The following is a 25,261-nucleotide window of genomic DNA, read 5'->3' on the forward strand; positions in this document are numbered from 1 at the left end:
GGAACGCGAAAGGCGGCATTCGCTCGGCACGGGGCGGGAAGTGCGGTTTTCCGACCTTTCCGCTAATGGGGGTGAAGTTCACCCGGTTGTCGGGCATGACGACGCCGGCACTTGCGTGACAGGGTTGCTCCGGCCGGCACGGGTGAAGTCCGGGTGCCCCGTCGGGTGGGCGGGACGGTCCGGCCTGGAAAGGGGCGAAAGCGGTGCCGCGCAGGACGCACTCCGCTCCGGGATCGGTCGCCGATTTACCGGAAACGCTGGCCGAGATCGTCGAAGTGCGGGACTGGGCCGCCCTGGAGGCCGTGTGCGACCGGCACTCCCTGTCCGCGGAGGGCGACCTCGCGGTCCGGCTGCTGCGCGCGCTCGGCCAGGTCCCCGTCGAGGAACTGCGCGCCCGCCCCCGGCTGATGCTGGCGTGGGTCACCGCCTACTACGCGGTGAGCCAACCCCACGGCGGTGAGCTGCGCCCGTTCCTGCGCCACTACGCCGAACTGGGCACCCGCCTGGCCGAGACCATGGACATCGACGGGGAGACGTCGGTGGCCACCCTCGTCACGGTCGGCGCCGCCGCGATGATCGGGCTCCGCCTGCGCGGGGCGGCGGCCGAGGCCGAGGAGCTGGGCGAGCGCCTGACGGCCCGCGCGGCGCGGCTCAGCGCGCTGCCGGGTGGCGACGCCGGACCGCGTCCCGGGTGGCTGGCCGTGCAGCGCGGCCTCACGCGGTCGCTCACGGGCGACTTCCCGGCCGCGGTGGAGCTGTACCGGCAGGCGTACGAGCGCGCCACGGGCGAGCCGGGAGCGGCGGCCACCGCGCTCAACGCCGCCGCGAACCTTGCGATGGTCTTCGGGCACCTCGGCCACGGCGCCCTGGCCCGCCGGTGGCTGGACCGGATGCGGGCGTTCGAGCCGCCCCCCGAGCGGGTCCGGCTGCTGCTCACCGCGGGCGGCACGATCGCCGAGGGCTGGGACGCGCTGGACCGCTACGACGAGGCGGAGCTGGCGGACCGCCTGGCGGTCACCGGGGACGGCACCGCGCAGCTCGAGGTGTGGCCGTTCGTGGCGGCCCTGGTGTTCGCGCACGGGCTGCACCTCGGCGACCCGGCGGCGGCGTTGGCCCACCTGGGCACGCTCGCGCTCGGCCACGCGCCCGGACTCGTCGGGCTGGGCACCGCCTCCCGGGTGATCCGCCGCGCGCACGTCGACCTGCTGATCGCCACCGGCGAGCCGACCCGCGCGCTGCGGCTGATCAAGGAGTCGGACCCGGGGAACACCTGGCTCGCGGTGCCGGCCGCCCGGCTGCGCCTGCTCAACGGCGACTACGAGGCGGTCCGCGCGATGGCCGCGCGCACGTCGTGGCACGAGACCACCTCGCGCCGGGACGTGCGGCAGGTGCTGCTGCTCAAGGCGATCGCCGCGCGGCGCATGGGCGACCGGGACGAAGCCCGCCGGTCGCTGGCGCTGCTGCGCCGCGTCCGCACCCCCGACGAAGTGCTGTCCCTCGCCTCGCTGTCCCCGGCCGACCGCGACGAGGTGATCCGGCTGGGCGACCTGCCGCTGACCGACGAGGCGGCGCACCGCCTGGCGCGCGCCCGGCCGGTGTTCCCCGACCGCGTCGAGCTGGTGGAGCTGACCGCCCGGGAGCAGGTGGTCCTGGCCGAACTGGAGGCCGGCCTGACCGTCGCCGAGGTCGCGCGCAAGCTCGTGGTCTCCGTGAACACCGTGCGGACGCAGGTGAAAAGCGCTTACCGCAAGCTCAGCGCGTCCAGCCGCGAAGGCGCGCTGATGCGGGCCTACGAGCTGGGCGTGCTCTAGCGGAACAGGGTCGAGCCCAGCGGGCGTCCGTCGTCGAACCCCGGCAGCACCAGGAAAGTGCCGCCGGCGGTCGTGGTGGTGAACGACAGGAGGGCGTCGCCGTGGTCCATGCGCGTCAGCGTTCTGGTGAACGTCGCCAGGTCGTTCTGGAAGCTGACGAAGAGCAGACCGGGGGAGGGCTGGTCGATGCTGTAGGAGCGGCGCAGCATCAGGCCCACGCCGACCGCGGCCGGGTGCGCGCGGCGGAGGTGGGCGTCCGCCGGGATGAGGTAGCGCCCGTCCGGCGTCTTCGCGCCCAGGTCCGGGTCGGACGCGATGGTGCCGCCGGACAGCGGCGCGCCGTCGTCCCGGCGGCGGCCGAAGACGGCTTCCTGCTCCGCCACGGGCAACGCGGCGAACCGGACCAGGTCCACCTCCATGCGCCGGACGACGGCGATCGTGCCGCCGGCGACCGGGGAAGGTCCGGCCAGCCAGAGGTCGCGCCGCTGCTGGTCGGCCGTGTGCGGGCCGACGACGCCGTCCACGAACCCGAACGCGTTGCGCGGCGCGGTGAGGTCCCCGGTCACCGGGACCGCCGCACCGCGCCGCCCGGACTGCCGCCAGCGCTCGCGCGCCCGGTCGCCGGCCTGGCCCAGCAACGCCGCCGCGGCGAGCGACACCACGACCGGGTCGCCCGCGCAGACCTGCACGAGCAGGTCGCCGCCCCGGTCCCGCGGCGCGATCCGCTCGTGGGCGAACGCCGGCAGGTCCGCGCCGCCCGGCAGGGCCGGGTCGACCAGGCCCACCAACCGGGGCCCGACCCCGACCGTCACGGTGAGGTCGCCGGGCGGCAGGCCGAGCAGCCGCGCGTCGGTCCCGGCGGTGAGCGCCCGGATCACGTCGCCGAACTCCGCCAGCAGCGGGCCGACCGCCACGCCCTCGGCGACGTCGGCCACCACGACCAGCAGGTGCGGTTGCGCGTCCCGGGGGAGCACGATGCCCGCCTGGTGCGGACCCGTCGGCGGCACCGGCGCGGGCGTCGTGCCGGCCTCGTGCCGCGCCGGGCCGGGCTCGCACGCCGCGGTGAGGCCGGCGGCCAGCGCGCCGGCGCCCGCGCCGAGGAAAGCTCGGCGTGACGGGAGGTCCTCGGCTCGGCGCACGGGGTGAGAGGGTGCCAGATTCGGCCTGGCGCGGGCGAATCCGGCCCTCGTGCCAGACTGGCCCCATGCTTCGTTCCCGCCTTGCGGCGATCGCGGTGGCGCTCCTCCTGCCCGGCTGCGGCGCCGGCGACGACGGACCGGGGGAGGGCCGCCGACCGGAGGGCCTGGGGGTGACGATCCGCGTGCCCGCCGACGCGCCGACGATCTCCGCCGCGGTGTCGTTGGCCCAACCGGGTGATCTCGTGCTGGTGGCGCCGGGCGTCTACCACGAGTCGGTCAAGGTCGGCACCGACCGGGTCACCCTGCGGGGCGAGTCCCGCGACGGGGTCGTCATCGACGGGCGGTTGCGACAGCCCAACGGCATCGTGGTCACCGCGTCCGGCGTGGCCGTGGAGAACCTGACGGTCCGGAACAACACCCACAACGGCGTCCTGGTCACGGGATCGGCGCGGGCGGCCGCCGGGACGCCGGGCGACGGCGGCTACGACACCGGCGACGAGCCCGTCACCTTCCTCAAGTCGTTCCTCGTCTCCCACGTCACCGCCACCCGCAACGGCCTGTACGGCATCTACGCGTTCTCCGCGCAGGACGGCGTCATCGAGCACTCCTACGCCTCCGGCTCCGCCGACTCCGGGATCTACGTCGGGCAGTGCAAGCCCTGCCGGGTCGTGGTGCGGGACAACATCGCCGAGCTGAACGCCGTCGGGTACGAGGGCACCAACGCAGGCGGCGACCTGTACGTGGTGGGCAACCGCTTCGTCGGCAACCGGGTCGGGCTCACCACCAGCTCCGACCACCAGGAGAAGCTGCTGCCGCAGGAGGGGGCGCACGTCGTCGGCAACCTGATCGCGGCGAACCAGCAGGAGGCCACGCCGGAGCAGGCCGACGGCGGGTGGGGCCTCGGCGTCGGCATCGACGGCGGCAACGACAACCGGGTCGTGCGCAACCGGATCGACGGCCACGTGAACGCGGGGCTGGTGATCACCGCGACGTCCGACATCCCGGCCGACGGCAACCAGGTGCTGGAGAACGCCTTCACGGCCAACGCCGTCGACGTGGGCTGGACGTTCCCCACCGCCACCCGCGGGACGGGCAACTGCCTGCGGGGCAACGAACTCGCGACGACCGTGCCCGAAGCGCTGGCGACGACCGCGCCCTGCCCGGCCGCCGACCGGTCCCCGTCCGGCACCTGGACGAGCCCGAAGCCGCCGCGCGGGATCCCGTTCACCGAGGTGGCCGCGCCCGCGCCGCAGCCGCAGCTCCCGAACGCCACCACCGCGGGACCCACCGCCGTGCCCGTGGTCCCCGATTTGCCGGACGTCGCCACGATCCCGCTGCCGGCGGTGTCGCTGCTGGCCGACGGCGCGCTGGTGCGCACCCCCTGAGGGGTCGCGGCGGGTGCGGGCCGCACCGGGACGTGAGCGGTTACGGCGTCGGGGTGACGCCGGGTGCGGGCCGCACCGGGACGTGAGCGGTTACGGCGTCGGGGTGACGCCGGGTGCGGGCCGCACCGGGACGTGAGCGGTTACGGCGTCGGGGTGACGCCGGGTGCGGGCCGCACCGGGACGTACGCGCGGTCGTCGAAGTCGATGACCACCGGGCGGGGTTCGGAGGCCACGTCGGCCTGCACCCGGTGCATGGCGCCGTCCGGGTCGATCCAGTAGCGGACGTTCCCGGCGGTGCCCGGCCGGGCCCGCGCGCTCGGCCCCGACATCACGTCCACCTCCCGGCCGCCCACCTCGTCGCGGCCCACCCAGGCCGCCCCGTTCTGCGGCAGCAGCTCGGCGTTGTCCGGCCGGTCGCTGCCGAGGTTGAGCGCGATGAGCAGCGCGCTGTCCAGCGTGCTGCCGGCCGTGCGGAGGGCACGGCGGTGCCACTCCGAGTCGGGCGGGGTGGCCGGTGGCTGCGCCGGGGCGTCCGCCATCGGGTGCGCGTACACGGCGGTCGCGGTCCACTGGATCAACCCGTCGCCGGACGCGTCCCGCCCGCTGCCGTGCACCACGCCGTAGCCGAGCCCGGCCCGGTAGTCGACGTGCCCGGTGACGACCAGCCCGCCGGCCGCGGTCGGCACGGTGATCGTCACCGCTCGGCCGCCGGCCTCGTGGTTGCGGAACCGCGCGATCGCCAGCCGGTTCACCTCGTCCGAGGTCAGCGCCCGCGGACCGGCGGGCTCGGCACCGCCCACGACCAGGAACGCCGTCACCCCGACCACGGCGGCGGCCACGACACCGAGGACGACCACCACCCGACGCCGCGGGAGGCGTCCTGCGGTTCGCATGCTGCGCATGTGGCCCGACGCTAACAGGGCCACCGATTCACCCCCTGATTCACCCGGCGACCCGGCTCTCGCCACCGCGCCGTTCTGGTTGTCTGTGACGGATCACGACGACTTCCGCGGGGGTACGACGATGGGCCGGGCGCGCAGGACCCGACTGGCGCGGGTGGGGGTGGCCGGCCTGCTGCTGGTCGGCAGCGGCATCGCCGGGGTGACCGCGGGGACGGCGGCCGCGTCGCCCACCGACGGCACGCTGACCGTCCAGGTGCTGCGCGACTTCTTCGGCACCGGCGTGATCAACACGACGATGGACGTGCCGCAGGAGGGCATCGACGTCGCCGTCTCCGACCGCGAGGGCCACCGGGTCACCGGGGTCACGGACGCGACGGGCAAGGTCGTCGTGCCGCCGTCCACCGTGCTGACCGGCGGCCACTACCGCGTCGACGTCACGATCCCCGAGCCCTACAGCGCCTACCTCCGGGCCGCGCCCGCCTCCACCGCGGACAACCACTTCGACAGCTTCACCACCTTCGTGGACGTGTCGGACGGCAAGGACGACTCGGTGATCACCGCCGTGTGGAACCCCGTCCACTACGCCCTGCCGGACTCCCGGTACTTCGTGCCGATCCAGAACGCCGGCAACGGGACCGACACCCGCGCGCTCGTGGCGTTCGGCGTGGAGACCCGCGGCACGTGCCCCGAGGACGTCGCGTGCCCCACCACGCTGGCCACGCAGGAGCAGGTCGGCACGACCTTCGGCCTGGCCTACGACAAGGACCGGCGGCGGCTGTTCCAGGGGGCGTTCGCCCGGCGGCACACCCTCTACGGGCCCGAGGGCGGTGACGCGATCTACACCGTGCCGGTGGACGGCGGCGGCGCGCCGACGCTGTTCGCCAAGGTCCCGGGCGCGGCGGTGACGCCGCACGACACCGCGAACATCATCAAGGACGGCGGCTTCACCGACGTGGCGGGCAAGGAGAGCATCGGCGGCCTGGCCCTGTCGGAGGACGGCTCCACGCTGTACGCGGTGAACCTGCTGACCCGCAGCCTGGTCAGCTTCGACGCCACCGGCGCGACCGCGGGCGCGCCCCTGGCCACGGTGCCGGTGCCCGACCCCGGCTGCGCGGCGCCCGACGACTGGCGGCCGTTCTCCGTCCTCGCCCACGACGGCGCCCTCTACGTGGGCGGTGTGTGCAGCGCCGAGAGCACGCAGAACAGGTCGGACCTCAAGGCGGTCGTCCACGCCTACGACGGCACGGGCTTCACCCCGGTGCTGACCCAGCCGCTCGACTTCGAGCGCGGCGAGGTGCTCACCGGCGTGTCGGGCGCCGCCCAGGCCAACCACTGGAACCCGTGGCAGGCCGACCTGGCGTCCTGGGACGACCACGACGTCAACGGCGGCGGCGCGCTGATCGACCCGCAGCCGCAACTGGCGAGCCTCGCGTTCACCCGGGACGGGTCGATGGTCCTCGGGTTCCGCGACCGGTTCATGGACACCACGGGCTGGGACGCGATCGACCCCAGGCCCGGCGTCAACGGCACCGAGCGCGGCTTCTCCGGCGGCGACATCACCATGGCCTGCGCCAACCCCGACGGCGGGTACTCGTGGGAAGGCAGCGGGGACTGCCCCGACCACGCGGCCACCGCCGACGACGGCCAGCAGCGCCCCGGCGTGGTCGAGTTCTTCCCGGGCGACTACTTCTCCCCGGCGGGCCCGGCGGCGCGCGGCCCGCACCAGGAGAGCGCGCAGGGCGCGGTCGCCTACATCCCGCAGCTCGACTGGGTCGTCAGCACCCAGATGGACCCGACCGTCAACGTCGCCACCGGCGGGACCGGGTACTACCACGTCACGACCGGCCAGGGGCCCGGCAACAACCCCGCCGCCAACGCCTACGAGTTCACCGGCCGCCGCCCGCCCAACGGGTTCGGCAAGGCGGGCGGCCTCGGGGCCATCGCCTACCAGGCGGCGAACGCGCCGATCCAGATCGGCAACCTGGTGTGGTTCGACGGCGACCGCAACGGCGTGCAGGACCCGGCCGACGTGCGGCTGCCCGGCGCGACGATCACCCTGCTGGACGCGACCGGCGAGCAGGTCGCCACGACGAAGACCGACGCGGCCGGCGAGTACTACTTCGGCGGCGTCGGCGCGGCCTACGAGCTGACACCCGGCGCGGAGTACACGGTGCGGTTCGACGTGTGCACCGCGGACACCGCCACCGTGCCGGGCCAACCGCCGGCCACCGACCTGGTGTTCACGCTCCCGGTGGTCGGCGACGACCGGGTGCACGACTCCAACGTGGTCCCGCCCACCACCGGGCGGTTGTGCGACGGCGTCGCGCCGGTGACCGCGCCCGCCAACCCGGGCGAGGTCGACCACACGATCGACGCTGGCGTGCACATTCCGCAGCCGGAGCCGACCACGACGACGACCGAGCCGCCGACGACGACCACCGCGGCCCCGACGACGACGACCTCCGCCGGCAAGGATTCCGGTTCGCTGGCCGAGACCGGCCTGTCCTCCGGCCTGCCGTGGCTGGTGGGGCTCGGCGTGCTGGTCCTGGGCGTGGGTGTGGCCCTGGCGTTCCTGACCCGCAGGCGCCGGGCGGGGCGGAGCTGAGGCGGGCCGCCGGCCGCCGACGCTCGGCGGCCGGCGCTCACCCCCCGACGACGAGCAGACCCGCGCCGAACAGCCACTTCGCCGTGGCCTCGGCCTGACCCGCGGGCAGGCGGGCCGACCACGTGCGGAGCAGGTCGGCGAGGGACGGCGCGTGCGCCAGGCAGTCCAGCAGCGGCGCGAGTTCGGTGTCGCCGACGTGCGCCACCGGGCCCGGCAGCGCCGGGTGGGTGAGGGCGCGGCGCAGGGTGACGACGTCCCCGACCGGGCACGGGGTCGGCACCACGGCGGCGTCGGCGACCAGGCGCACCGGGCGGTGCAGGCAGTCCGGCGTCAGCGGGGTGGGCGCGGGCCGGGCGCCCGCCGGCGGCGGCGCCGCGCGACGACGCCAGAACGGCTGGTCGCGGTGGGTTTCGTGGCGGTGGTAGTGGGCGGCGGTCCAGGCGGCGTGCCGGGCCGCGGCGCGGTCGCGGCGGTCGCGGTAGAACGCGAGGGCGGCGGCGCGGTCGCCGCCGGAGAGCAGGGTGTTCGCGGTGACCGCGGCGGCCATGGCGCTCTGCACGGCGCTGTCCACCCCCGACGACGTCAGCGGGTCCAGCGTGTACGCCGCTTCACCCACCTTGACGCGGTCCTCGGTCACGGGGTCGTCGTCGCGGTAGCTGGTGGCGTCGCACACCGCGACGTCGAGCGACGCGGGCCGGTCCGCGAACAGGCCCGTGGTGTCGAGCAGGTGGTGGTAGAGCCGCCGCACGTCGTAGGCGTAGTGGCGCAGCAGGTCCGGGTCGACGAACGCCATCGCGCGGAACGCGCCGTCGGGCAGCGGCGCGCCCCAGCACCACGTGCGCGGTCCGGCGCCGATCCGGGTCGGGCCGGTTCCGGGCCACACGGCGTGCAGCGCCAGCGTCCGCGCGCCGGTGGCGGTGGTCGTGCCGCCGGTGGCGCGGTGCCGCCCGCTCGCGTCCACCAGGAACCGCGCCCGCAGCACGTCGTGGCGCAGCGGGACCTCCCACCCGTCCGGTCCGCGCCGGGGCCGCCCGGCTCGCGCGGGCTGTCGGACCGCGACCCCCTCGGCCCGCGCGGCGGCCAGCAGCACGTGGTCGAACCGGCCGCGGTCGACCGTGACGGCGCGGGGGTCGGGCTCCACCTGCCGCGTCGTGTCGTCCTCCCACCGCACCAGCGCGCCGCCCGACGGCACCGACCCGTCCAGCGCGTGCCGCAGGCCCAGCACGTCCAGCAGGGCCGGCACGCCCGGTGACAGCGCCTCGCCCACGTGCGGTCGCGGGAACGGCCGCCGTTCCACGAGCACGACGCGGTGGCCGAGCCGGGCCAGGCGCAACGCGCACACCGACCCGGCCGGCCCGCCGCCGAGCACGCAGACGTCCCAGGCGGTCATCCGGCGAAGTAGTCCGGGCGCTCCGCGAGCAGGCGGCTGTAGGCGGTCAGGCAGTGGTGCAGCCAGCCCCGGATGTACTGGCACGCGGGTCTGCCGCGCCGGATGACCTCGTGGTGGCACCCGCCGCCGCACAGGTAGCGGGCCCAGCAGCCCCGGCACGGCTCCTGCCGGTGCACGTGCCGCTCGGTCAGCCACCGGGCGCGCCGCGCGTCGTCCACGCCGCCCGCCAGGTCGCCCATCGCGCCGTCCTCGTCGCCGACGAACCGGTGGCACGCCGCCAGGTCGCCGTCGGCGGACACGCCCAGGTAGCCCGCGCCCGCGCCGCACGGGTACGGCCGGTGCGTGCCGCGGTGGATCTCGCGCAGCGCGCTGACCATGTTGGTGAACGGGTAGCGCTGCCCGGCGACGACCCGGCGGACGAACTCCTCGCCGCACGCGGTCATCTCCTCCAGCATCAGCTCCAGGTCGGGCAGCGCCATCTCGCCGTGCCCGGTGGGCGAGCTGAGCATGGGGGAGAAGCCGACGCCGTGGAACCCGGCCGCGACGAACTCGTCCAGGGTCGCCTTGAGGTCCAGGTTGAGCGGCGTGACGGTGACGCGGGCCGAGACCTGCATCCGGCGCTGCGCGGCCAGCAGGGGCGCGACCCGGTCCATGACGCGCCGGTAGCTGCCCCGGCCGTCGCGGTGCGGCCGCAGCAGGTCGTGCCGCGCGCCGACGCCGTCCAGGCTCACCGTCACGGCGAAGCCGTGCGCCTCGAAGAAGTCGCCGTCCTCGGGCGTGAGCAGGGTGCCGTTGGTGGTGATGGAGAACGTGACCGGCACGCCGGTGCGCTCCGACACCGCGACGGCGTGCTCGGTGGCCGCGCGCACGACCGACCGGTTGATCATCGGCTCGCCGCCGAGGAACGCGAGGTTGACCCGCTCGCCGGGGGCGGCGTCGCGGAACAACGTGTCCACGGCGGCGAACGCCGTCGCCTCGGGCATGTTCTTGGCCGGCCCGCCGAAATCGCCCTGCTGGGCGTAGCAGTAGGTGCAGCCCAGGTTGCACTTCTGCGCGACGGCCAGCGACAGCGCCCGCACCGGCGGCGGCTCGGGCGCGACGTCGTCGATCTGCCGCGGCGCGTCCAGGCCCAGGTCGGCGAGCACCGCGTCGAGCGCCCGCGGGTCCGGGTCGCGGCGCGCGGCGTCGATCCGGTCGTGCAGGGCCTCGCCGACGCCGAACAGGCGGCTGCCGTCGGCGAGCAGCACGCGCGGTCCGACGTCGGTGCGCAGCAGGTGGACGTCGGGGTGGACCGGGGCGGACGCCTCGAACAGGCGCGGCGCGGTCATCCGGCGTCCGATTCGCGGGCGTCGTGCTCCGGCGCGTCCTTGCCGTCCACGATGAACCGCAGCTTGCCCTGCCAGTCCTGGAACAGGTCGTCGTAGCTGACCAGCCGCGAGTCCTCGCGGTCGTCCAGCACGTACTCGCGCGGTTCGCGGTCGACGGCGAACCAGTGGTTGCCGGTGCTCGTGCCCGCGGCGGTGTCCTCGACGTTGACGTAGTCCGGTCTGCTGGCGGCCCAGTAGTAGCAGGCGCACTCCCGGTAGTCGTTCTGCCAGGGCGAGCACAGGCCGCGGGTCAGGTCGCCGGGGCCGGCCAGCTCCTCGGCGATCACCGGGAGCCGACCGCCCCGAACCGCCTCGCTGCGCGGGAACAGCGACCTCACCCCCAGCTCCCGCACCTGCACGTCCCCGGTCTTGCCGACGGGCCTCGGCGACGGCTGGGCGGTGAACGTGCACTCGACGGTCCCGCCGGCGTGCTCGGCCAGCGCGTCGGCCAGGGAGTTGGACCACTCCAGCATGGTCACGCCGTCGGGGTTGCCCACCGAGACGAGCCGCCCCGGGGCGCCGCCGGGGCGGGTGGGGCCTTCCAGGTAGCCGATGACGTCGTGCCCGCCGACGGCGAGCAGGCGGCAGCCGACGAGGTCCTTGTGCTCCTGGTCGGCGTCGACGACGTAGTTGTCCGCCTCGTGCAGTTCGATGCCGACCAGCAGGCGTCGCCAGATGTTGCGGAAGTCGAACTCCAGACCGGGGAACGCGTTGGAGATCGCCGACTCCGGCAGCGTGCTCGGCGGGTTGCCCGCGGCCCGGTAGTGGAGCTGCGCGGTGAGGTTCATCGGGTCGATCCGGTTGTCGTCGCTCATCGCGTCCCTCCGGGCTCGTCGCCGCCGTCGAAGATGTCCTGCCGGGCGGCTTTGCGCGCGAGGTCGACCTGGCGGCGGGTCAGCGCCAGCGACCGGCCGTCCGCGCCGCGCATCAGCGCGGGCATCTTGCGCCGACCCTTGGCGGTGAGGTCGCCCACCTCGTCGTGGTCGCGCAGCACGTCGGCGAACCACGGCGCGGTGCCGCTGCGCAGCGCGGTGAGCACGTGCTGGTGCAGCGCGAGCACCGCGGAGGCGTCCACCAGGGACGGCGCCATGATCGGCTCGTAGAGCCGGCCGGTGTCGGCCGAGTCCTGCCGCACCATCGTGCTGGCCGCGTCGACGCGCCCGTCCACGGTGTTGCCGTTCATCACCTCGGTGTTCATCAGCCGCACGGTCTCGGTCGCCCGGCGCAGGATCTCCTCGGTCACGGCGCGGGCGAGCGCGACCGTGTCGTCGTCGGTCGCCTTCGGGCCGAGCAACGCCTGGTCCAGCTCGTCCGCGACGGTCCGGATCGGGACGACGTCCGGCGCGTAGGCGGGCGGGCCGGCGCCGATGCGGCCGAACGCGGTCAGTTCGTTCCCCGCCACGGTGAGCTTGACGTGGACCAAGCCGTCGCACTCGTCGTCCAGGTAGCCGCGGCTGACCCACGTGCCGTCGGGGCCGTCGTCACCCGCGTAGATGCTGCCCGGGATCGTCACCAGGGGGTCGTCCGGCTGGTCGGCGTAGCCGCGCCACGTGCCCTTCGTGGCGTCGTAGAGGAAATCCACGACGTTCGGGTCCGGGTCGAGGATGTAGGTGGCGTCGGCGGAGCCGTAGACGTGGCCCCCGGCGGGGGTGAAGCGCAGCCGGATGCCGGGGAAGTCGGCGGTCGGCCGGATGTACCGCACGTGACCCAGCGGCAGGTGCTTGTGCTCCAGGAAGTTCGGGCACTCACCCTTCAGCTCGTGCACCGCGTGGTCGCCGAACCACCCGGTGTCGGCGTCGATCAGGTCGTCGCCGTCGTGGGTGCGGCGCTGGATCTTGTGGTTGCCGACCCGGACCTGCCAGCGCACGTCCTCGGGCGTGAGGCCGTTGTCGCGCAACAGGTCGAGGGTGAGCGGCACGAGGCCGTCGTCGGTGAGCGCCCAGACCTCCAGGAACGGCGCGACCGGCCTGACCTTGCCCTGACCGTCGGTGAACCGCAGTTCGGCGGGCGGGTCGGCACTGGTGATCGCGCCGGAGTCGGGGTCGACCCGGAACGTCGGCGCGGGGCGCAGTCGACGCGGCGCGAGCGGCCGCAGCTCGTCGACCTCGGCGGTGTAGTTGTCCATCGGCTCGGCGGCCGCGCCGAGGCGACCGATGGCCAGGGGTGGCAGGATGCGCAGTTCCCGGATCGTCATGACCTGCACCCCTTGCGCTCGAGGACGTGCCCGATCTGGTCCAGCGCCCGCTGGTCGGCTTCCCGCAGCGCCACCAGGTACGGGTCGGCCGGGCCGTCGGGGTCGGTGTCCGCCAACTGCGCGGTGAGCAGCCGGGAAGCCTGCACGAGGTCGCGTTGCAGGAGCCAGCGGTCGTGGTCGTGGTGGGGCAGTTCGAGGCTGTAGGGCATCTCGAACGGCGGCCCGGCCCGCAGCCCGTCGGGCGCTTTCGCCTCCAGCGGGCGCTCCACCAGCCGTCCGGCCAGGGCGCGCAGGTTGTACATCTCGGCGAACGCCCGGTGCACGAGCGCGCCGCGCCCGGTGAGCACACCGCCGTTGTCCACGGGACCGGCGAGCAGGAACGCGTGGGAGATGTCGGCCAGCAGCATCCGGTAGCGCAGGTTGAACAGGTGGCCCCACAACGCGGTGACGGGGTCGGTGATCGGGCTGGTCGTCACCTCGGCGGCGGCGTAGCCCACGATCTCCGACTCGTTGAGCCGCTTGACCGTCACCGGGTTCTCGGCGACGGGGCGCGCCACCAGCGCCTGCTGCTGCGGTGACAGCGCCTTCAACGCCCGGTAGATGCCGAGGAACCGGTTGAAGTGGGAGGTCTCCTCCGCCGTCCCCTGGTCCCCGGTCGTCCCCTGGTTGCCGAGGGCCTCGCCCTGCTCGCCGATCTCGCGCAGCGCCTTGCGCGCCGAGTCGCGGGAGAACACGCCGAACACCAGCAGCTCGGGCGACTTCACGTTCGGCAGGTTCCCCGCCTCCTGTCCCCGCTGCCCGCGGGTGTAGCCGCGGCCCCACTCGTCCCAGGACGCCTGGTAGGGCAGCGTGTCGGCGTGGAATGCCTCGTCCGGCAGGAAGTCCCGGTTCTTCAGGATGCGGTCGATCCGTTCGTACAGCTGCCCGACCCGGTTGACGTACTGGCTCGCGGTCGCGGCGGCCCTCTTCTTGATCTCGTCGGCCTCGGGCCCGGACCAGCTCCCGGGGCTCTCCGCGACCACGTAGGTGGCGAGCGAGTCGAGGCTGAAGGGGCGCAGGGTGAACGGGAACGGGTAGAAGTCCGAGCCCCACGGGTAGTCCTCGCGGTCGAGGTTGATCGGGCCGCCCAGGGCCGTGAGCAGGTTCTGCACGGTCACGAGGTGGCCCATCTCCTCCTTTGCGATGCCGAGGACGACCTCCTGCCACTCCCGCACGTCGTCGCGCAGCTCCCGGGGCACCTGCGGACCGCCCATCGAGTAGGCGGCGAACAGGTACTGCACCATCAGCGAGTGCTCGATCTCGGCCGCGACGTGCAGCAGCATCACCGTGTAGTCGCGCCAGTTGAACTCCGGTGGCAGCACCGGGCGCTCCTCGCCGGGCTCGATCGACCCGGCCGACGCCAGGAACGCCACGGCCGGCGACCGGTCCTCGAACAAATCCGGCACGATCGACGCGAGATGCCTCTGCACCCTCGACCGCATCCGCCCACCTCCGTTTCCCGCCCGCTTCGAGGCGCAGGGGCGAGCGTGCCGGCGTCGGGACGACATCGCGTGCCGGCCGGGGCGAACGCCAGTCGTGCCGGTGAATCGGTCATCCGACCGGGTGGGCTCTGCTGACCGAAGGTGGTCGAGGGCGACGGTGGTCGCCACGGTCGGGGGATGCGACGACGGTTCGGGCGGTGGTAGCGCGGCCGCGCCTTGATCGTCGGCCGACGGTGGCGGCCGCAACCGGTCGGAGGTCCGCGTGGACGGGGGCCGATCGGCGATGGGCGTCCGGACCGGCCCGATGTCCGCGCCGCCGAAGGCATGGTCGACGGGGTGGCCGGCGGCCGATCGGCGGTGGAGTCCGGATCGGCCCGGTGGCCGGGGGAGGACCGGCGCGCGGGCGGCGGCGCGTCGGTCCCCGGTGGTGCGTCAGGCGCCGTTCGCGCCCGCCGACACCCCCACCCCGGCCAGTGCCATCACCTGGACCGCCCGCCGTTCGGGGCGGCGGAACGCCAGCGGCGTGCCCTCCGGCTCCCGCTTCGGCCACGGGTCGGCGTCGGTGTCGATGTCGGCGTTCGCGTCGGGGCCGGTCGATAACCGGTCCACTGTGGACAGCATCACCCGGCGCAGTCGGTCGACCGTGCCGTCCCGCGGCGGGTCCAGGGTGATGGACGCCGCGTGCGGTTTGCCGCCGCCCCAGCTCGGCCGGCGCTCCAGCAGCGCCTGCCGCGCGGACACGACCACGAGCAGCGGCACGGGGTGGTCGGAGTCGGCGAGGCGTTCCACCGCGTCGAGCACCTCCTCCCCGGCCAGGTGCACGTCCCGCAGCACCACCACGAGCGGGTGGTCGCGGGCCGCCAGCTCCAGGAACCGCCGCCACGCGGTCAGCACGCCCCCGCCCGGCGACGCGGTGTCGAACAGGGGCAGCAGCCGGGTCGCCAGCGCGTCGGCCTCCGCCCGGCCCGCCGCGCACAGCGCCGACGCCAGCTTGGCCCGCGCGGTGTCGGGACCGTCGTCCGGCCGCACGTCGCAGTACCCGGCCAGCACCTGCCTCACCGCGCCGAGCGGTTCGCCCTCGACGACCCGCTCGTCCAGCACCCGCGGCCCGTCCACGGACCCGGCGAACCGGTCCAGGAACGCGTCCGGCTCACCCAGCACGGTCACCAGGTGAGGCGTGTCGCGGCGCAGCGCCCGGTCCAGCAGCCCGCGCACGACGGCCAGCTCGCTGTCGTCCTCGTCGGCCCGGCCGCGGCACCCGGTGACCTCCCACTCGCCGCTCCCGGTCTCGACCGCCTCGAACGCCGCACCGGTCAGGTCCAGCGTCTTCGGGCAGGTCCACACCGCGCCCTCGGGCACCGACGACAGCACCTGGTAGCAGCGGTCGACCAGCGCGCCGTTGACGGTCGGCGGCACGCCGGGCTCGGTCAGCACCAGCGCCTCGCCGGTCGCCACCGCGATGTGCACGGCGAGGTCGCGGCGCATCCCGTCGGCGAAGCAGTCGCGCAGCGCCAACGCCGCCCGCACGGCCCGCGCCTCGTCGTCGCCCTGGGCGTAGGGACCGCCGAACACCGCCAGCGACGCCGAGCCGATCGACGTCGCCACCGTGCCGCCCAGCTCCTCGATGCCGCGCCGCACCATCCTGGTCGCCTCGGCCAGCGCGTGGTCGACCACGGCCGGGTCGGCGTCGGCGACCCCGTGGCGCGGGCGGACCCGCACCAGGGCGACGGTCAGCCGCCGCCGCTGCGGCCCCGGCGAGGACCGCGGCGCGGGGATCGGCTCCACCGGCCGCAGCCGCCGGACCACGGCCTGCTCCGGGGCGGCCGGCAGCGCCAGCGCCGGGTCGTGGGTGAGGATGGCGTGCTGGAGCTTCTGCAGCGCCGGGCCGGGCTCCAGACCGAGGTCCTCGACCAGGGACGTGCGCAGCCTGCTGTAGACGGCGAGGGCGTCCGCGTGCCGCCCGCACCGGTACAGCGCCAGCATGAGCTGGCCGCACGACCGCTCCCGCAGCCGTTCCGCCTCGACCATCGCCTCCAGCTCGCCCAGCACCGACTGGTGCCTGCCGCAGGCGAGTTCCGCGTCGAAGTAGTCCTCCATCGCGTCGAGCCGGGCGTTCTCCACCACGGTCAGCTCCGGCCAGCAGATGCCGCTCTCCACCAGGTCCGCCAGGGCCGCGCCGCGCCACGTGCCCAGCGCCTCGCGCAGCACCCGCGCCGCGACCTCGGGCCGCCCGCGCTCGGCACGGCCCCGCTCGGCCAGCTCGTGGAACCGGAAGAGGTCCACCCGCGCCGGGTCCACCTGCAACACGTACCCGGGAGCCTGGGTGGACAGCCGGGGCGCGCCCGCGCCCTCGGTGGCCGAGAGCGCGGCGCGCAGGCTCCACACCGCGTTCTGCAGCATCTTCCGCGCCGAGGCGGGCGGGTCCTCACCCGGCCACAACGCGCACAGCAACTGGCTGGTCGGCACCACCTGGTTCGCCTTGAGCAACAGGAAACCGAGCGTGGCGCGCTGCTTGATGCCGCCGAGCGAGATCGGTCGCCCGTCGTGCAGCACTTCCAGCGGACCCAGTAATCGGAACTCCATCGTTGTTCCCCCAGCTGTTGTCGGACCGGCCGGAGCGGGTGTGCCCGCTCCGGCCCACGCCTCCGCGACGTCGTCGGGCGCAAGCCCGTCAGGCGTTGCTCGTCTCCGCCACGGTCTCCTGCCCGGCCTCCGCCGAGCCGCGCACCAGCACCGCCGTGACCACGGCGACGACGATCGTCGCCACCGCGCCCACCAGGCCGACCACGTTCAACGCCGAGGTGAACGCCGACCGGGCCGCCTCGACCACGTCCGCGCCACCCGCGGCCAACGCGCCGGCGAGCGACTCCACGGCGTCGGACGGCAGCCCCTCGGGCAGCTCGGACCGGTACACCGCCGTGCCCACGCTGCCCAGCACCGCGACACCCAGCGCCAGGCCGAACTCCATGCTGGTCTCCGACATGGCCGCCGCGGACCCGGCCCGCTCGGCGGGGGCCGCGCCCACCACCAGCTCGGTGCCCAGCGCCATCATCGGGCCGATGCCCAGGTAGACGACGACCAGGCCGGACACCACCAGCGCGAGCCCGCCCGGACCGTCCACGAACACCAGCAGCAGGTAGCCCACCGCGGACACGGCCAGCGCCGCCGCGACCAGCCGGCCGGGCGCGACCCGGCGGGCCAGGGCCGGGGCGGCCATCGACGACGCGATCATCGCCACCGCGGACGGCAGCAGCCAGAGGCCGGCGCCCAGCGGCGAGTGACCCGCGACCATCTGCAGGTACTGCGTCACGAACATGTAGACGACGCCGACGACCGCGAGCCCGACCAGCAGGGCCAGCAACGCGCCCATGAACGCGGGCCGCGCGAACAGCCGCACGTCCAGCAACGGGTCCGGCAGCGCGCGCTGCCGCCGCACGAACACCACCGCGAACACCAGGCCCACGACGACCGCCGCGATCGCGCCCAGGCCGATGCCGTCCGCGGCGACGACCTTGAGCCCGTAGATCACCGGCAGGATCGCCGCCAGCGACAGCAGCACGCTGGGCAGGTCCAGCCGGCCGGGCTCGGGGTCGCGCGACTCCGGCAGCAGGATCGGCGCGCTGACCAGCAGCAGCACCATCACCGGCACGGCGAGCAGGAACACCGAGCCCCACCAGAACAGCTCCAGCAGCGCGCCGCCGATCAGCGGACCCGCCGCCACGCCGGCCGAGAAGCACGCGGCCCACACGCCGATGGCCACGCCGCGCTGGCCCGCGTCGTGGAACATGTTCGTGATCAGCGCCAACGTCGACGGCATCAGCGTCGCGCCGGCGATGCCCAGCAGGGCCCGCGCGCCGATCAGCATCGCCGGGTCGGTCGAGTACGCGGCGGCCACCGACGCCGCGCCGAACGCGAGCGCGCCGATCATGAGCAGCTTGCGGCGGCCGATGCGGTCGCCCAGCGTGCCCATCGTGATCAGGAAGCCCGCGATCATGAAGCCGTAGACGTCGATGATCCAGAGCGTCTCCGTGCCGCTGGGCCGCAGGTCCGCGCCCAGGTGCGGCAACGCGAGGTAGAGCACCGTGGCGTCGACGGACAGCAGCAGGGTCGGCAGCGCCAGCACGGCGAGGCCCAACCACTCCTTGGCACCGGCCCGTTCGGTGCGTTCCATGTTCCTTCACCTTCCCCAGCTCGAGCGTGAAAGTCCTCAGTCGGGACGCGGGTCGCGCAGCACCTCGATCAGGCCGGCGAACCCGTCGCCCGCGTGCCCCCGACGGATCGCCTGCTCCACCCGTGCCAGCAGGAAGCCCGGCAGGGCGTCGTCCACCCCGCCCGCCCGGCTCGCGGCGAGCAGGCGCTCGATCACCACCGCCTGGTGGCCGAGCGTCGTGCCCGGGTACTCGCCCCGGTCCACCCCGGCGGACAGCTCCGGCACGGACGGACCGACGACCCGGCGCAGCCACCGCTCGGCGTGGGGGAGGAAGTCGGCGGCGGGGACGCCGTCGGCCGACACCAGCGCGAGCCCGTGCAGCAGTCCGGCCCACGCGCTCCACATCACGCCCAGCAACGCCACCTCGTACAGCGCGGGCAGCCCCACGTCGTCGCCCAGGTACGTGCCGGTGCCGCCCAGCGCGGCCAGCGTCGGCTCGTGCTCCTGGTAGAGCGCCTTCGGACCCCCGTAGAAGGTCAGGGCGGTGTCCGCACCCACCTCCTCGGCGGTCGTGAGGATCGCGCCGTCGAGGTAGCCGACGCCCCGCGAGGCCGCCCAGGCGGCGGTGTCGCGGGCCTCCTCCGCGGTGCCCGCGGTGAGGTTCACGACCACGCGGCCCGCCGGTGCGTCCCCCAGCGAGTTCACGATCTCCCGCATGGCGCGGTGGTCGACCACGCGGACGACCACGAGCGGACTCGCCGACACGGCCTCGACCAGCGTCGCGGCGCGGTTCGCGCCGTTGGTCGCCGGTTCGTCGGGGCGTCCCGGGAGCCGGTGCCAGACCGTCGTCGGGTGACCCGCGTCCACGAACGCCCGGGTGAGCGCCGTCCCCATCGGACCCAGGCCGATCACCGTCACAGGCGAACGGTCGCCCGCCGTCATCCTCCGCCCTCCTCATCGTGACGGCCCCCACCCTCTCCGGGAGCCCTCCCGATCGCCTCTCGGCGACCTCTCGGGTCTCTCGCTGAGTGTTCGTGAGTACGCTCTCCGTCACACGTGGCGGCGGTCGACTCCCGTTATGGTGTGTTTTGTGCGTTTCGGCATCCTGGGGCCCCTGACCGTCTGGACGGAGGACGACCGCGTCGTCCCCGTACCGGGCGTGAAGGCGCGCACCCTCCTGGCCTGTTTGCTGGCGCACGACGGCGAGGCGGTCTCGGTCGACCGCCTGGCGGACGCGCTGTGGGGCGACTCGCCGCCCAACAACCTGGCGGGCGCGCTGCACACCAAGGTGTGGCAGCTGCGCAAAGCCTTGGAGGACGCCGAGCGGGGCGCGGGCGACCTGGTGGTGTCCCGGTCGCCGGGCTACCTGCTGGACGTGCCGCCCGACGCGGTGGACGCCCGCCGGTTCGCCGCGCTGCTGTCCGCCTCGCACGAGGTCCCCGACCTGCGGGCCAGGGCCGCCCTGCTGGGCGACGCGCTGGCGCAGTGGCGCGGTCCGGCGCTGGCGGACTTCGCCGACGCCGGGTTCGCGCAGCCGGTGCTGGCCCGGCTGGAGGAGCTGCGGCTCACCGCGCTGGAGGACCGGGCCGAGGTCATGCTCGGCCTCGGCGAGCACGGCCTGCTGGCGGGCGAGCTGGGCGACCTGCTGGCGCGCCACCCGCTGCGGGAACGGCTGCGCGCCGCGCACATGCGCGCCCTCTACGCCGCGGGACGGCAGAGCGAGGCCCTGGCGAGCTTCGACGCCCTGCGCGCCACGCTGGCCGAGGAGCTGGGGCTGGAGCCGAGCGCCGAGCTGGTCGCGCTGCGCCAGGCGATCCTCGAACGGGACCTCCAGCTCACGCCCATGCCGTCGCCGATCACCACGGCGGCCCGGCCGCTGAGCAACCTGCCCGCGCCGGTGACGCCGCTGATCGGCCGGCAGGCCGCGATCGGGCAGGTGCGCGCGCTGCTGGACGCGAGCCGGCTGGTGACGCTCAACGGCATCGGCGGCGTCGGCAAGACCCGGCTGGCCATCGCCGCCGCGGCGGAGGTCGCCGACGCCTACCCGGACGGCGTGTGGCTGGTCGAGCTGGCCACCCTGGAGTCGCCGGACGGCGTGGTCGAGGTCGTCGCCACGGTGCTCGGCGTGCGGGACGAGGTGACCGGCGCGGGACCGCCCGTGGCGCTGGCCACCCGCCTGGCGGAGGCGTTGCGCACCAAGCAGTTGCTGCTGGTGCTGGACAACTGCGAGCACGTGGTCGAGCGGGTCGCGGACGTGGCCGAGATGCTGCTGATGGCCGCGCCGGGCGTGCGGGTGCTGGCCACCAGCCAGGAGCCGCTGGGCATCGCGGGCGAGCGGTTGTGGACGGTGCCGCCGCTGACCCTGCCCGACGCCGACGGCGTGTCCACTGCGGTGGAGCTGTTCGTGGCGCGCGCGACCGCGGCGGCGCCGGACTTCGTGCTGGACGGGTCCACCGTGGAGGCCGTGCACGCGATCTGCCGCCGGCTGGACGGCATCCCGTTCGCGCTGGAACTGGCCGCGACGCGGGTGCGCGCGCTGGGCGTGCACGAGGTCGCGGCCCGGCTGGAGAACCGGTTCGCCCTGTTGACCGTGGGCCGGCGCGGCGCGCCCGCCCGGCAGCAGACGTTGCGCGCGGCCATCGACTGGAGCTGGGACCTGCTGTCGGACCGGGAACGCGTGGTGCTGCGGCGGCTGGCGGCGTTCAGCGGCGGCTGCCCGCTCAACGCGGCGGAAGAGGTGTGCGCCGGGGAGGGCATCGAGCAGCACGAGGTGCTGGACCTGGTCGCGCGGCTGGTGGACCGGAGCCTGGTGAGCGCGTCGGACGTGGCGGGCTCGCGGCGCTACCGGTTACCCGAGTCGGTCGCCGCCTACTGCGCCGAACGGCTGCGCGAGGCGGGGGAGGCCGACCGGGTGCGGGCCCGGCACGCCGCTTACCACGCCGACTTCGCGGTGCGGGTGATGGCGCACCTGCGGGGCCCGGACCAGCGCCGCTGGCTCGAACTGGCCGACGCCGAGGCGGCGAACTTCCGGGTGGCCCTCGACACCGCCGCCCACCAGGGCCGGGCCGACCTGGCGCTGCGCGCGGTCAACGCGCTGGCCTGGTACTGGTTCCTGCGCGGCAGGCTCGGCGAGGCGACCCGCGCGTTCGCCTCGGCGCTCGCCGTCGAGGGCCACGCGGACCCGTCGGAGCGCGCGAAGGCGCTGGCCTGGCAGGCGGGGTTCAGCCTGCGCGTCGGCGAGTCGACCTACCCGCTGGAGCACTACGACGCGCTGGCCGACGAGATCGCCGACCCGCTGGGCCGGGCCACCGCGCGGTGGTTCCTGGGCTACGCCCGCATCGGGTTCGGCGACCAGGACAGCAGCGAGAAGCGCATCGACCGGGCGTTGAGCGAGTTCCGCGCGCTGGGTGACCGGTGGGGCACGGCGGCGGCGCTGGCCGCGCTGGCGACGCAGGCCGTGCTGCGGGGCGACCTGCGCACGACCCAGCAGTACGGCGAGGAGAGCGCGGCGCTGTTCCGCGACGTCGGCGACGGCTGGGGCCAGCTCCAGGCCGGTGACGCGCTGGCGTCGCTGGCCGAGGTGCGCGGCGACTACGACGACGCGCTGCGCGTGCACCGCGAGGGCCTGCGCATCGCCGAGACCCTGGGGTTGTGGTCGGAGGTGTCGACCAAGCTGTCGGGCCTGGCCCGGATCGCCCTGCTCAAGGGCGACTACGGGCAGGCGCGCGAGCTGCACGAGCGGGCCATGCGGCTGGCCGCCGAGCAGAGCTTCACCTTCGGCGAGCAGTTCGCGGAGGTGGGGCTGGGCCTGGGCGCGCGTCGTGAGGGGCGGCTGGACGCGGCGGAGGCGCACCTGCGGCGGTGGCTCGGGTGGTGCCGCCAGCTCGACGGCGACGTGGGCGAGGCGTTGATCCTGGCCGAGCTGGGGTTCGTGGCCGAGCAGCGCGGCGACGCGGCGACCGCGCTGGCGCTGCACCAGGAGGGGTACACGGCGGCGAAGGCCACCGGCGACCCGCGGTCGGTCGCGCTGGCGCTGGAAGGGTTGGCGGGCGCGCTGTCGGTGGCCGGGCGGCACGCGGAGGCCGCCACCCTGCTCGGCGCGGCCGCCTCCGGGCGCGAGGGCGCGGGCGCGCCACTGCCCCCGGCGGAGCGCGGCGACCTGGAGCGGATCGAGGGCTGCCTGCGCGCGGCGCTGGGCGACGAGTTCGAGACCCACTTCTCACACGGCCGCGCGCTCGACCCCGTCACCGCGCACGGCCTGATCGGCCAGACCACCGACCACGTTCCCGCGCAGCGGCTCCCGTAGTCGGTCGTCGGGCGACCGGCGAAGCCCTTCCCGCTGACAGGCGTGCGGGAGGTGGCCGCCGTCCGGCCGCCCATGGCGCCGACGGGACCCTGCCGATCCGGGATCCGCAGGTGGCGATGCGGCAGGGTCGTCAGCCGGCGCGGGTTGGGGATCGCCCGTCGTGCCGAAATTGCGCACATTTTACCGGAGCCGTCCGTCGAAGCGCTAAACAGCCGCTAAAACCGCTCCATCGGGATGGTCGCCCCCCTGCTTGTTTATTCGGTTGCCAAGATCACGTGCGGCTCGCTACGTTCGACGCGGTTCTTCGATCACTTCGAATTCCGGGGAACCTCCCGTCAAGGTTCGGTCGCGTGTTCGCCAACGAGTCGAGGGGGAAGTTTGAGCAAGTTGCGTCATGTGGCACTCCTGCTTGCCGGTGTCGTCCTGGTGGCAATTGTCCCGGGGGTGGCTTCGGCCCTGCCGGATGTTCCGCCGTCTGTCGGGACGTCCGCCATCGCGCCGCAGGCGTGGGCGCCTTCGGGCGTTGCGGGCGCCGAGGTGCAAGGGACGATCACCGCGACGAGGATCGTTCCGGCAACGGCCACCAGTGCCGCGCAGGAAAACATCATCACGTGCACGGTCGACAAGCAGTACCCGCACCGGTCCACCCATGTCCCCGGCACGGTCAACGTCGTCGTGGTCGTGAGTTGCGACGATTTCGTGAGCCAGCTCGAAACCGGTGTCAGCCTGTACCGCGACGGCTCGCTGGTGGCCCAGTCCGGGCCGGAGAGGCGGAGCTACGCCGCCGTGGTCCAGGCGAATGCTTCTGAGCAGTGCCACAACGCCCTCTACGGATCATGGCGCTATTTCAGCGTCTGGTTCCCGCCGGGGTACACGCCGTCGTGGGCGACTTGGCCGCCCAGTTCCGACCCCTCCCTGGGATTCGGTCCGGGTAACGCCATCACCTGCTGAAACACGCCTTCGGCGGCACCGGGCGGTCACCTCTGGTCCTTCGGCCGGGGGTGGCCGCTCCGCGGTCACCGGTTGACCGAGTCGGACTCGATGGTCACCGAATCGGTGGCGTTGACGGCGTACGCCTCGAGCCCGGGTAGGTCGAGCAGTTCCGTGACGCATCGGCGGGAGGCGGCGAGGTAGGTGGATCTGAGATCGACGTCGATCCCGAGCACCCACGCCTCGTCCTCCGGCCAGCAGAGGTTGACGGTCTTCCGCAGCGGTTCCGGTGCGAGGTTGCGCACCAGTCCCGACAAGGGGCCGCGCAACAAGTACATCTCGCGTTGCGGTAGCCGGAAGGTCGACGCCCCATCCGGGATCAATAGCGGCTGATTGCCTCGCCACACTCCGAACCAGCAGGATTCGGATGTGGTGTGCCACCGCAGGAAATCGGCCAGGATGGTGCCGTAATCAACGGGCAGCACTCCGGTCGCCGGCTCGTCGCCGTACGTGTACGACGTCGGGACGATGCGTTCCCATTGCACCAGCGGATGAACGACGGCGCCGGTTTCTGCCGCAACCTCGCTCCACCGACGCGCTGTCCTGCGCTGTGCCAGGGGGAGGTCGCGGCGTGCCGCGGTGGCCGGGTCGGGTTCATAAGCCGGGTGCAGCAGGCGTGCGTATGCCGCGAATCCGGTGGGCACTATGGCGCCCACGTCGAGAGGCCGTTCGTGGATGTGCTCGACCAGCCACCGCGCGGGACTCAGGTCGTTCACGACTTCGAGTTCGCCCACCCGGAAACCACCGCTCATGGTCACATGATGCCGCAAACCGGACCTCCCGCACCCGACGTGCGGAACCAGCCCGGCCGATCAGCTCACGGGACCGATTACCGGGTCGACGCCCCGAGATGCGGCACTAGTACTCCAGTTCGAAGTCGCGGTGGTCGTCGGGATCGACTGCGGGGACCAGCTTGTTCCCGGGTCTCAGGGCGGGGTGGTACCCGGCGTCGTGCTCGACCTCGAACTCGGGCACGTCCGGGCCGCTGAGCCGGAGCCGGACGCGGACCGTGGAGTCCTCGCTGATCGGCTCCGCGGTCAACACCTCGGCGATCGCGGGCAGGCCCACCTCGTCCAGGCGCAGCAGCCGCCGCTGGGCGCGCGCGATGCCGCGCCACACGGCGATGCCGAACGGCAGCAGCACCACGGTGAGCACGACGCCGACGGCGCCGCCGTCGTCGGCGGCGTAGACGATCGGTCCGGTGACCACCAACGCCGCGGCGAACAGGCGCAGGACCACGTTGTTGCCCCGGTTGGCCCCGCGCACCTCGACGAACCCGTCCTGCCCCATCCCGGCACCTTAAGCGGGTCGCGGGGGTCGCGGGCCGGGGTTGATCGCCGGTGCGGCCGAACGGCGGCCGGCATCCGGTAACTCCTCGCGCTGCGGCCGGGGAGCCGGTGGCGCGTCAGGCGACGGGCCAGGGGAGCGGGTGAGGCGTCACGTGGTGGGCCGGGTGAGCCGGTGAGCCGTCGCGTGGTGGGCCGGGAAATCGGCGGGCCGTCGCGTGGTGGGCCGGGAAATCGGCGGGCCGTCGCGCGATG

The 25,261-nt window shown here is 74.4% G+C and carries 17 protein-coding genes; 5 read left to right on the forward strand and 12 right to left on the reverse strand.

Annotation, left to right across the window (positions count from 1 at the left end; genetic code table 11):
* Nucleotides 1–203: 203 nt before the first annotated feature.
* On the forward strand, nt 204–1,811 hold the full coding sequence (locus tag ACWEFJ_RS23595; RefSeq protein WP_449715053.1) for a LuxR C-terminal-related transcriptional regulator: 1,608 nt from the start codon (nt 204–206) through the stop codon (nt 1,809–1,811).
* On the opposite strand, the gene ACWEFJ_RS23600 is transcribed toward ACWEFJ_RS23595, so the two are convergent.
* Nucleotides 1,808–2,950, reverse strand: coding sequence for a Dyp-type peroxidase (locus ACWEFJ_RS23600; protein ID WP_449715054.1), 1,143 nt, complete (start codon nt 2,948–2,950; stop codon nt 1,808–1,810). The two genes, ACWEFJ_RS23595 and ACWEFJ_RS23600, sit on opposite strands and share 4 nt — an antisense overlap.
* A 65-nt stretch (nt 2,951–3,015) precedes the next feature.
* Between ACWEFJ_RS23600 and ACWEFJ_RS23605 the strand changes: the two genes are divergently transcribed.
* Entirely contained in the window at nt 3,016–4,335 is a 1,320-nt protein-coding gene (locus tag ACWEFJ_RS23605; RefSeq protein ID WP_449715055.1) for a right-handed parallel beta-helix repeat-containing protein, read from the forward strand.
* A 140-nt stretch (nt 4,336–4,475) separates the two neighbouring features.
* Here ACWEFJ_RS23605 and ACWEFJ_RS23610 read toward each other — a convergent pair whose 3' ends face one another.
* Nucleotides 4,476–5,237, reverse strand: a complete 762-nt coding sequence (locus tag ACWEFJ_RS23610; protein ID WP_378085588.1) for a hypothetical protein — start codon at nt 5,235–5,237, stop codon at nt 4,476–4,478.
* Nucleotides 5,238–5,322: 85 nt separating this feature from the next.
* Here ACWEFJ_RS23610 and ACWEFJ_RS23615 point away from each other — a divergent pair, with 85 nt between their 5' ends.
* A complete protein-coding gene (locus ACWEFJ_RS23615) occupies nt 5,323–7,842 on the forward strand; it encodes an SdrD B-like domain-containing protein (protein ID WP_449715056.1) in 2,520 nt (839 codons plus the stop codon).
* 37 nt (nt 7,843–7,879) lie between these two features.
* Here the strand turns inward: ACWEFJ_RS23615 and qhpG are convergent, their stop codons facing one another.
* The 8 genes from qhpG to ACWEFJ_RS23655 form a co-directional block, all read right to left on the reverse strand.
* On the reverse strand, nt 7,880–9,232 hold the full coding sequence (gene qhpG, locus ACWEFJ_RS23620; protein WP_449715057.1) for a flavin-dependent monooxygenase QhpG: 1,353 nt from the start codon (nt 9,230–9,232) through the stop codon (nt 7,880–7,882).
* Nucleotides 9,229–10,560 (reverse strand): radical SAM protein, encoded by a 1,332-nt coding sequence (locus ACWEFJ_RS23625; RefSeq protein WP_449715058.1) that lies wholly within the window; start codon nt 10,558–10,560, stop codon nt 9,229–9,231. The genes qhpG and ACWEFJ_RS23625 overlap by 4 nt, the downstream gene beginning before the upstream one ends.
* Entirely contained in the window at nt 10,557–11,414 is an 858-nt protein-coding gene (locus ACWEFJ_RS23630; RefSeq protein WP_449715059.1) for a hypothetical protein, read from the reverse strand. The genes ACWEFJ_RS23625 and ACWEFJ_RS23630 overlap by 4 nt, the downstream gene beginning before the upstream one ends.
* Entirely contained in the window at nt 11,411–12,793 is a 1,383-nt protein-coding gene (locus ACWEFJ_RS23635) for a hypothetical protein (RefSeq protein ID WP_449715060.1), read from the reverse strand. Before ACWEFJ_RS23635 ends, ACWEFJ_RS23630 begins: the two co-directional genes overlap by 4 nt.
* A complete protein-coding gene (locus ACWEFJ_RS23640; protein ID WP_449715061.1) occupies nt 12,790–14,274 on the reverse strand; it encodes a ferritin-like domain-containing protein in 1,485 nt (494 codons plus the stop codon). The genes ACWEFJ_RS23635 and ACWEFJ_RS23640 overlap by 4 nt, the downstream gene beginning before the upstream one ends.
* Before the next feature lie 432 nt (nt 14,275–14,706).
* Nucleotides 14,707–16,857 carry a BTAD domain-containing putative transcriptional regulator gene (locus tag ACWEFJ_RS23645; RefSeq protein ID WP_449715062.1) on the reverse strand — a complete coding sequence of 717 codons (2,151 nt, stop codon included), beginning with the start codon at nt 16,855–16,857 and terminating at the stop codon, nt 14,707–14,709.
* A gap of 88 nt (nt 16,858–16,945) precedes the next feature.
* Entirely contained in the window at nt 16,946–18,445 is a 1,500-nt protein-coding gene (locus ACWEFJ_RS23650) for an MFS transporter (protein WP_378085572.1), read from the reverse strand.
* Nucleotides 18,446–18,481: 36 nt separating this feature from the next.
* Complete coding sequence (locus tag ACWEFJ_RS23655; RefSeq protein WP_378085569.1) at nt 18,482–19,342, reverse strand: NAD(P)-dependent oxidoreductase; 861 nt, start codon at nt 19,340–19,342, stop codon at nt 18,482–18,484.
* A gap of 172 nt (nt 19,343–19,514) precedes the next feature.
* Here ACWEFJ_RS23655 and ACWEFJ_RS23660 point away from each other — a divergent pair, with 172 nt between their 5' ends.
* The gene (locus tag ACWEFJ_RS23660; RefSeq protein ID WP_449715063.1) at nt 19,515–22,730 is read left to right on the forward strand and encodes a BTAD domain-containing putative transcriptional regulator; all 3,216 of its coding nucleotides are present in this window, start codon (nt 19,515–19,517) and stop codon (nt 22,728–22,730) included.
* Between the two features lie 378 nt (nt 22,731–23,108).
* Nucleotides 23,109–23,681 carry a hypothetical protein gene (locus ACWEFJ_RS23665; RefSeq protein ID WP_449715064.1) on the forward strand — a complete coding sequence of 191 codons (573 nt, stop codon included), beginning with the start codon at nt 23,109–23,111 and terminating at the stop codon, nt 23,679–23,681.
* 65 nt (nt 23,682–23,746) lie between these two features.
* Here the strand turns inward: ACWEFJ_RS23665 and ACWEFJ_RS23670 are convergent, their stop codons facing one another.
* Complete coding sequence (locus tag ACWEFJ_RS23670; RefSeq protein ID WP_449715065.1) at nt 23,747–24,472, reverse strand: hypothetical protein; 726 nt, start codon at nt 24,470–24,472, stop codon at nt 23,747–23,749.
* Nucleotides 24,473–24,578: 106 nt separating this feature from the next.
* Nucleotides 24,579–25,010 (reverse strand): hypothetical protein, encoded by a 432-nt coding sequence (locus ACWEFJ_RS23675; protein WP_449715066.1) that lies wholly within the window; start codon nt 25,008–25,010, stop codon nt 24,579–24,581.
* Between the last annotated feature and the right edge of the window lie 251 nt (nt 25,011–25,261).

Source organism: Actinosynnema sp. NPDC004786, from assembly GCF_053601135.1.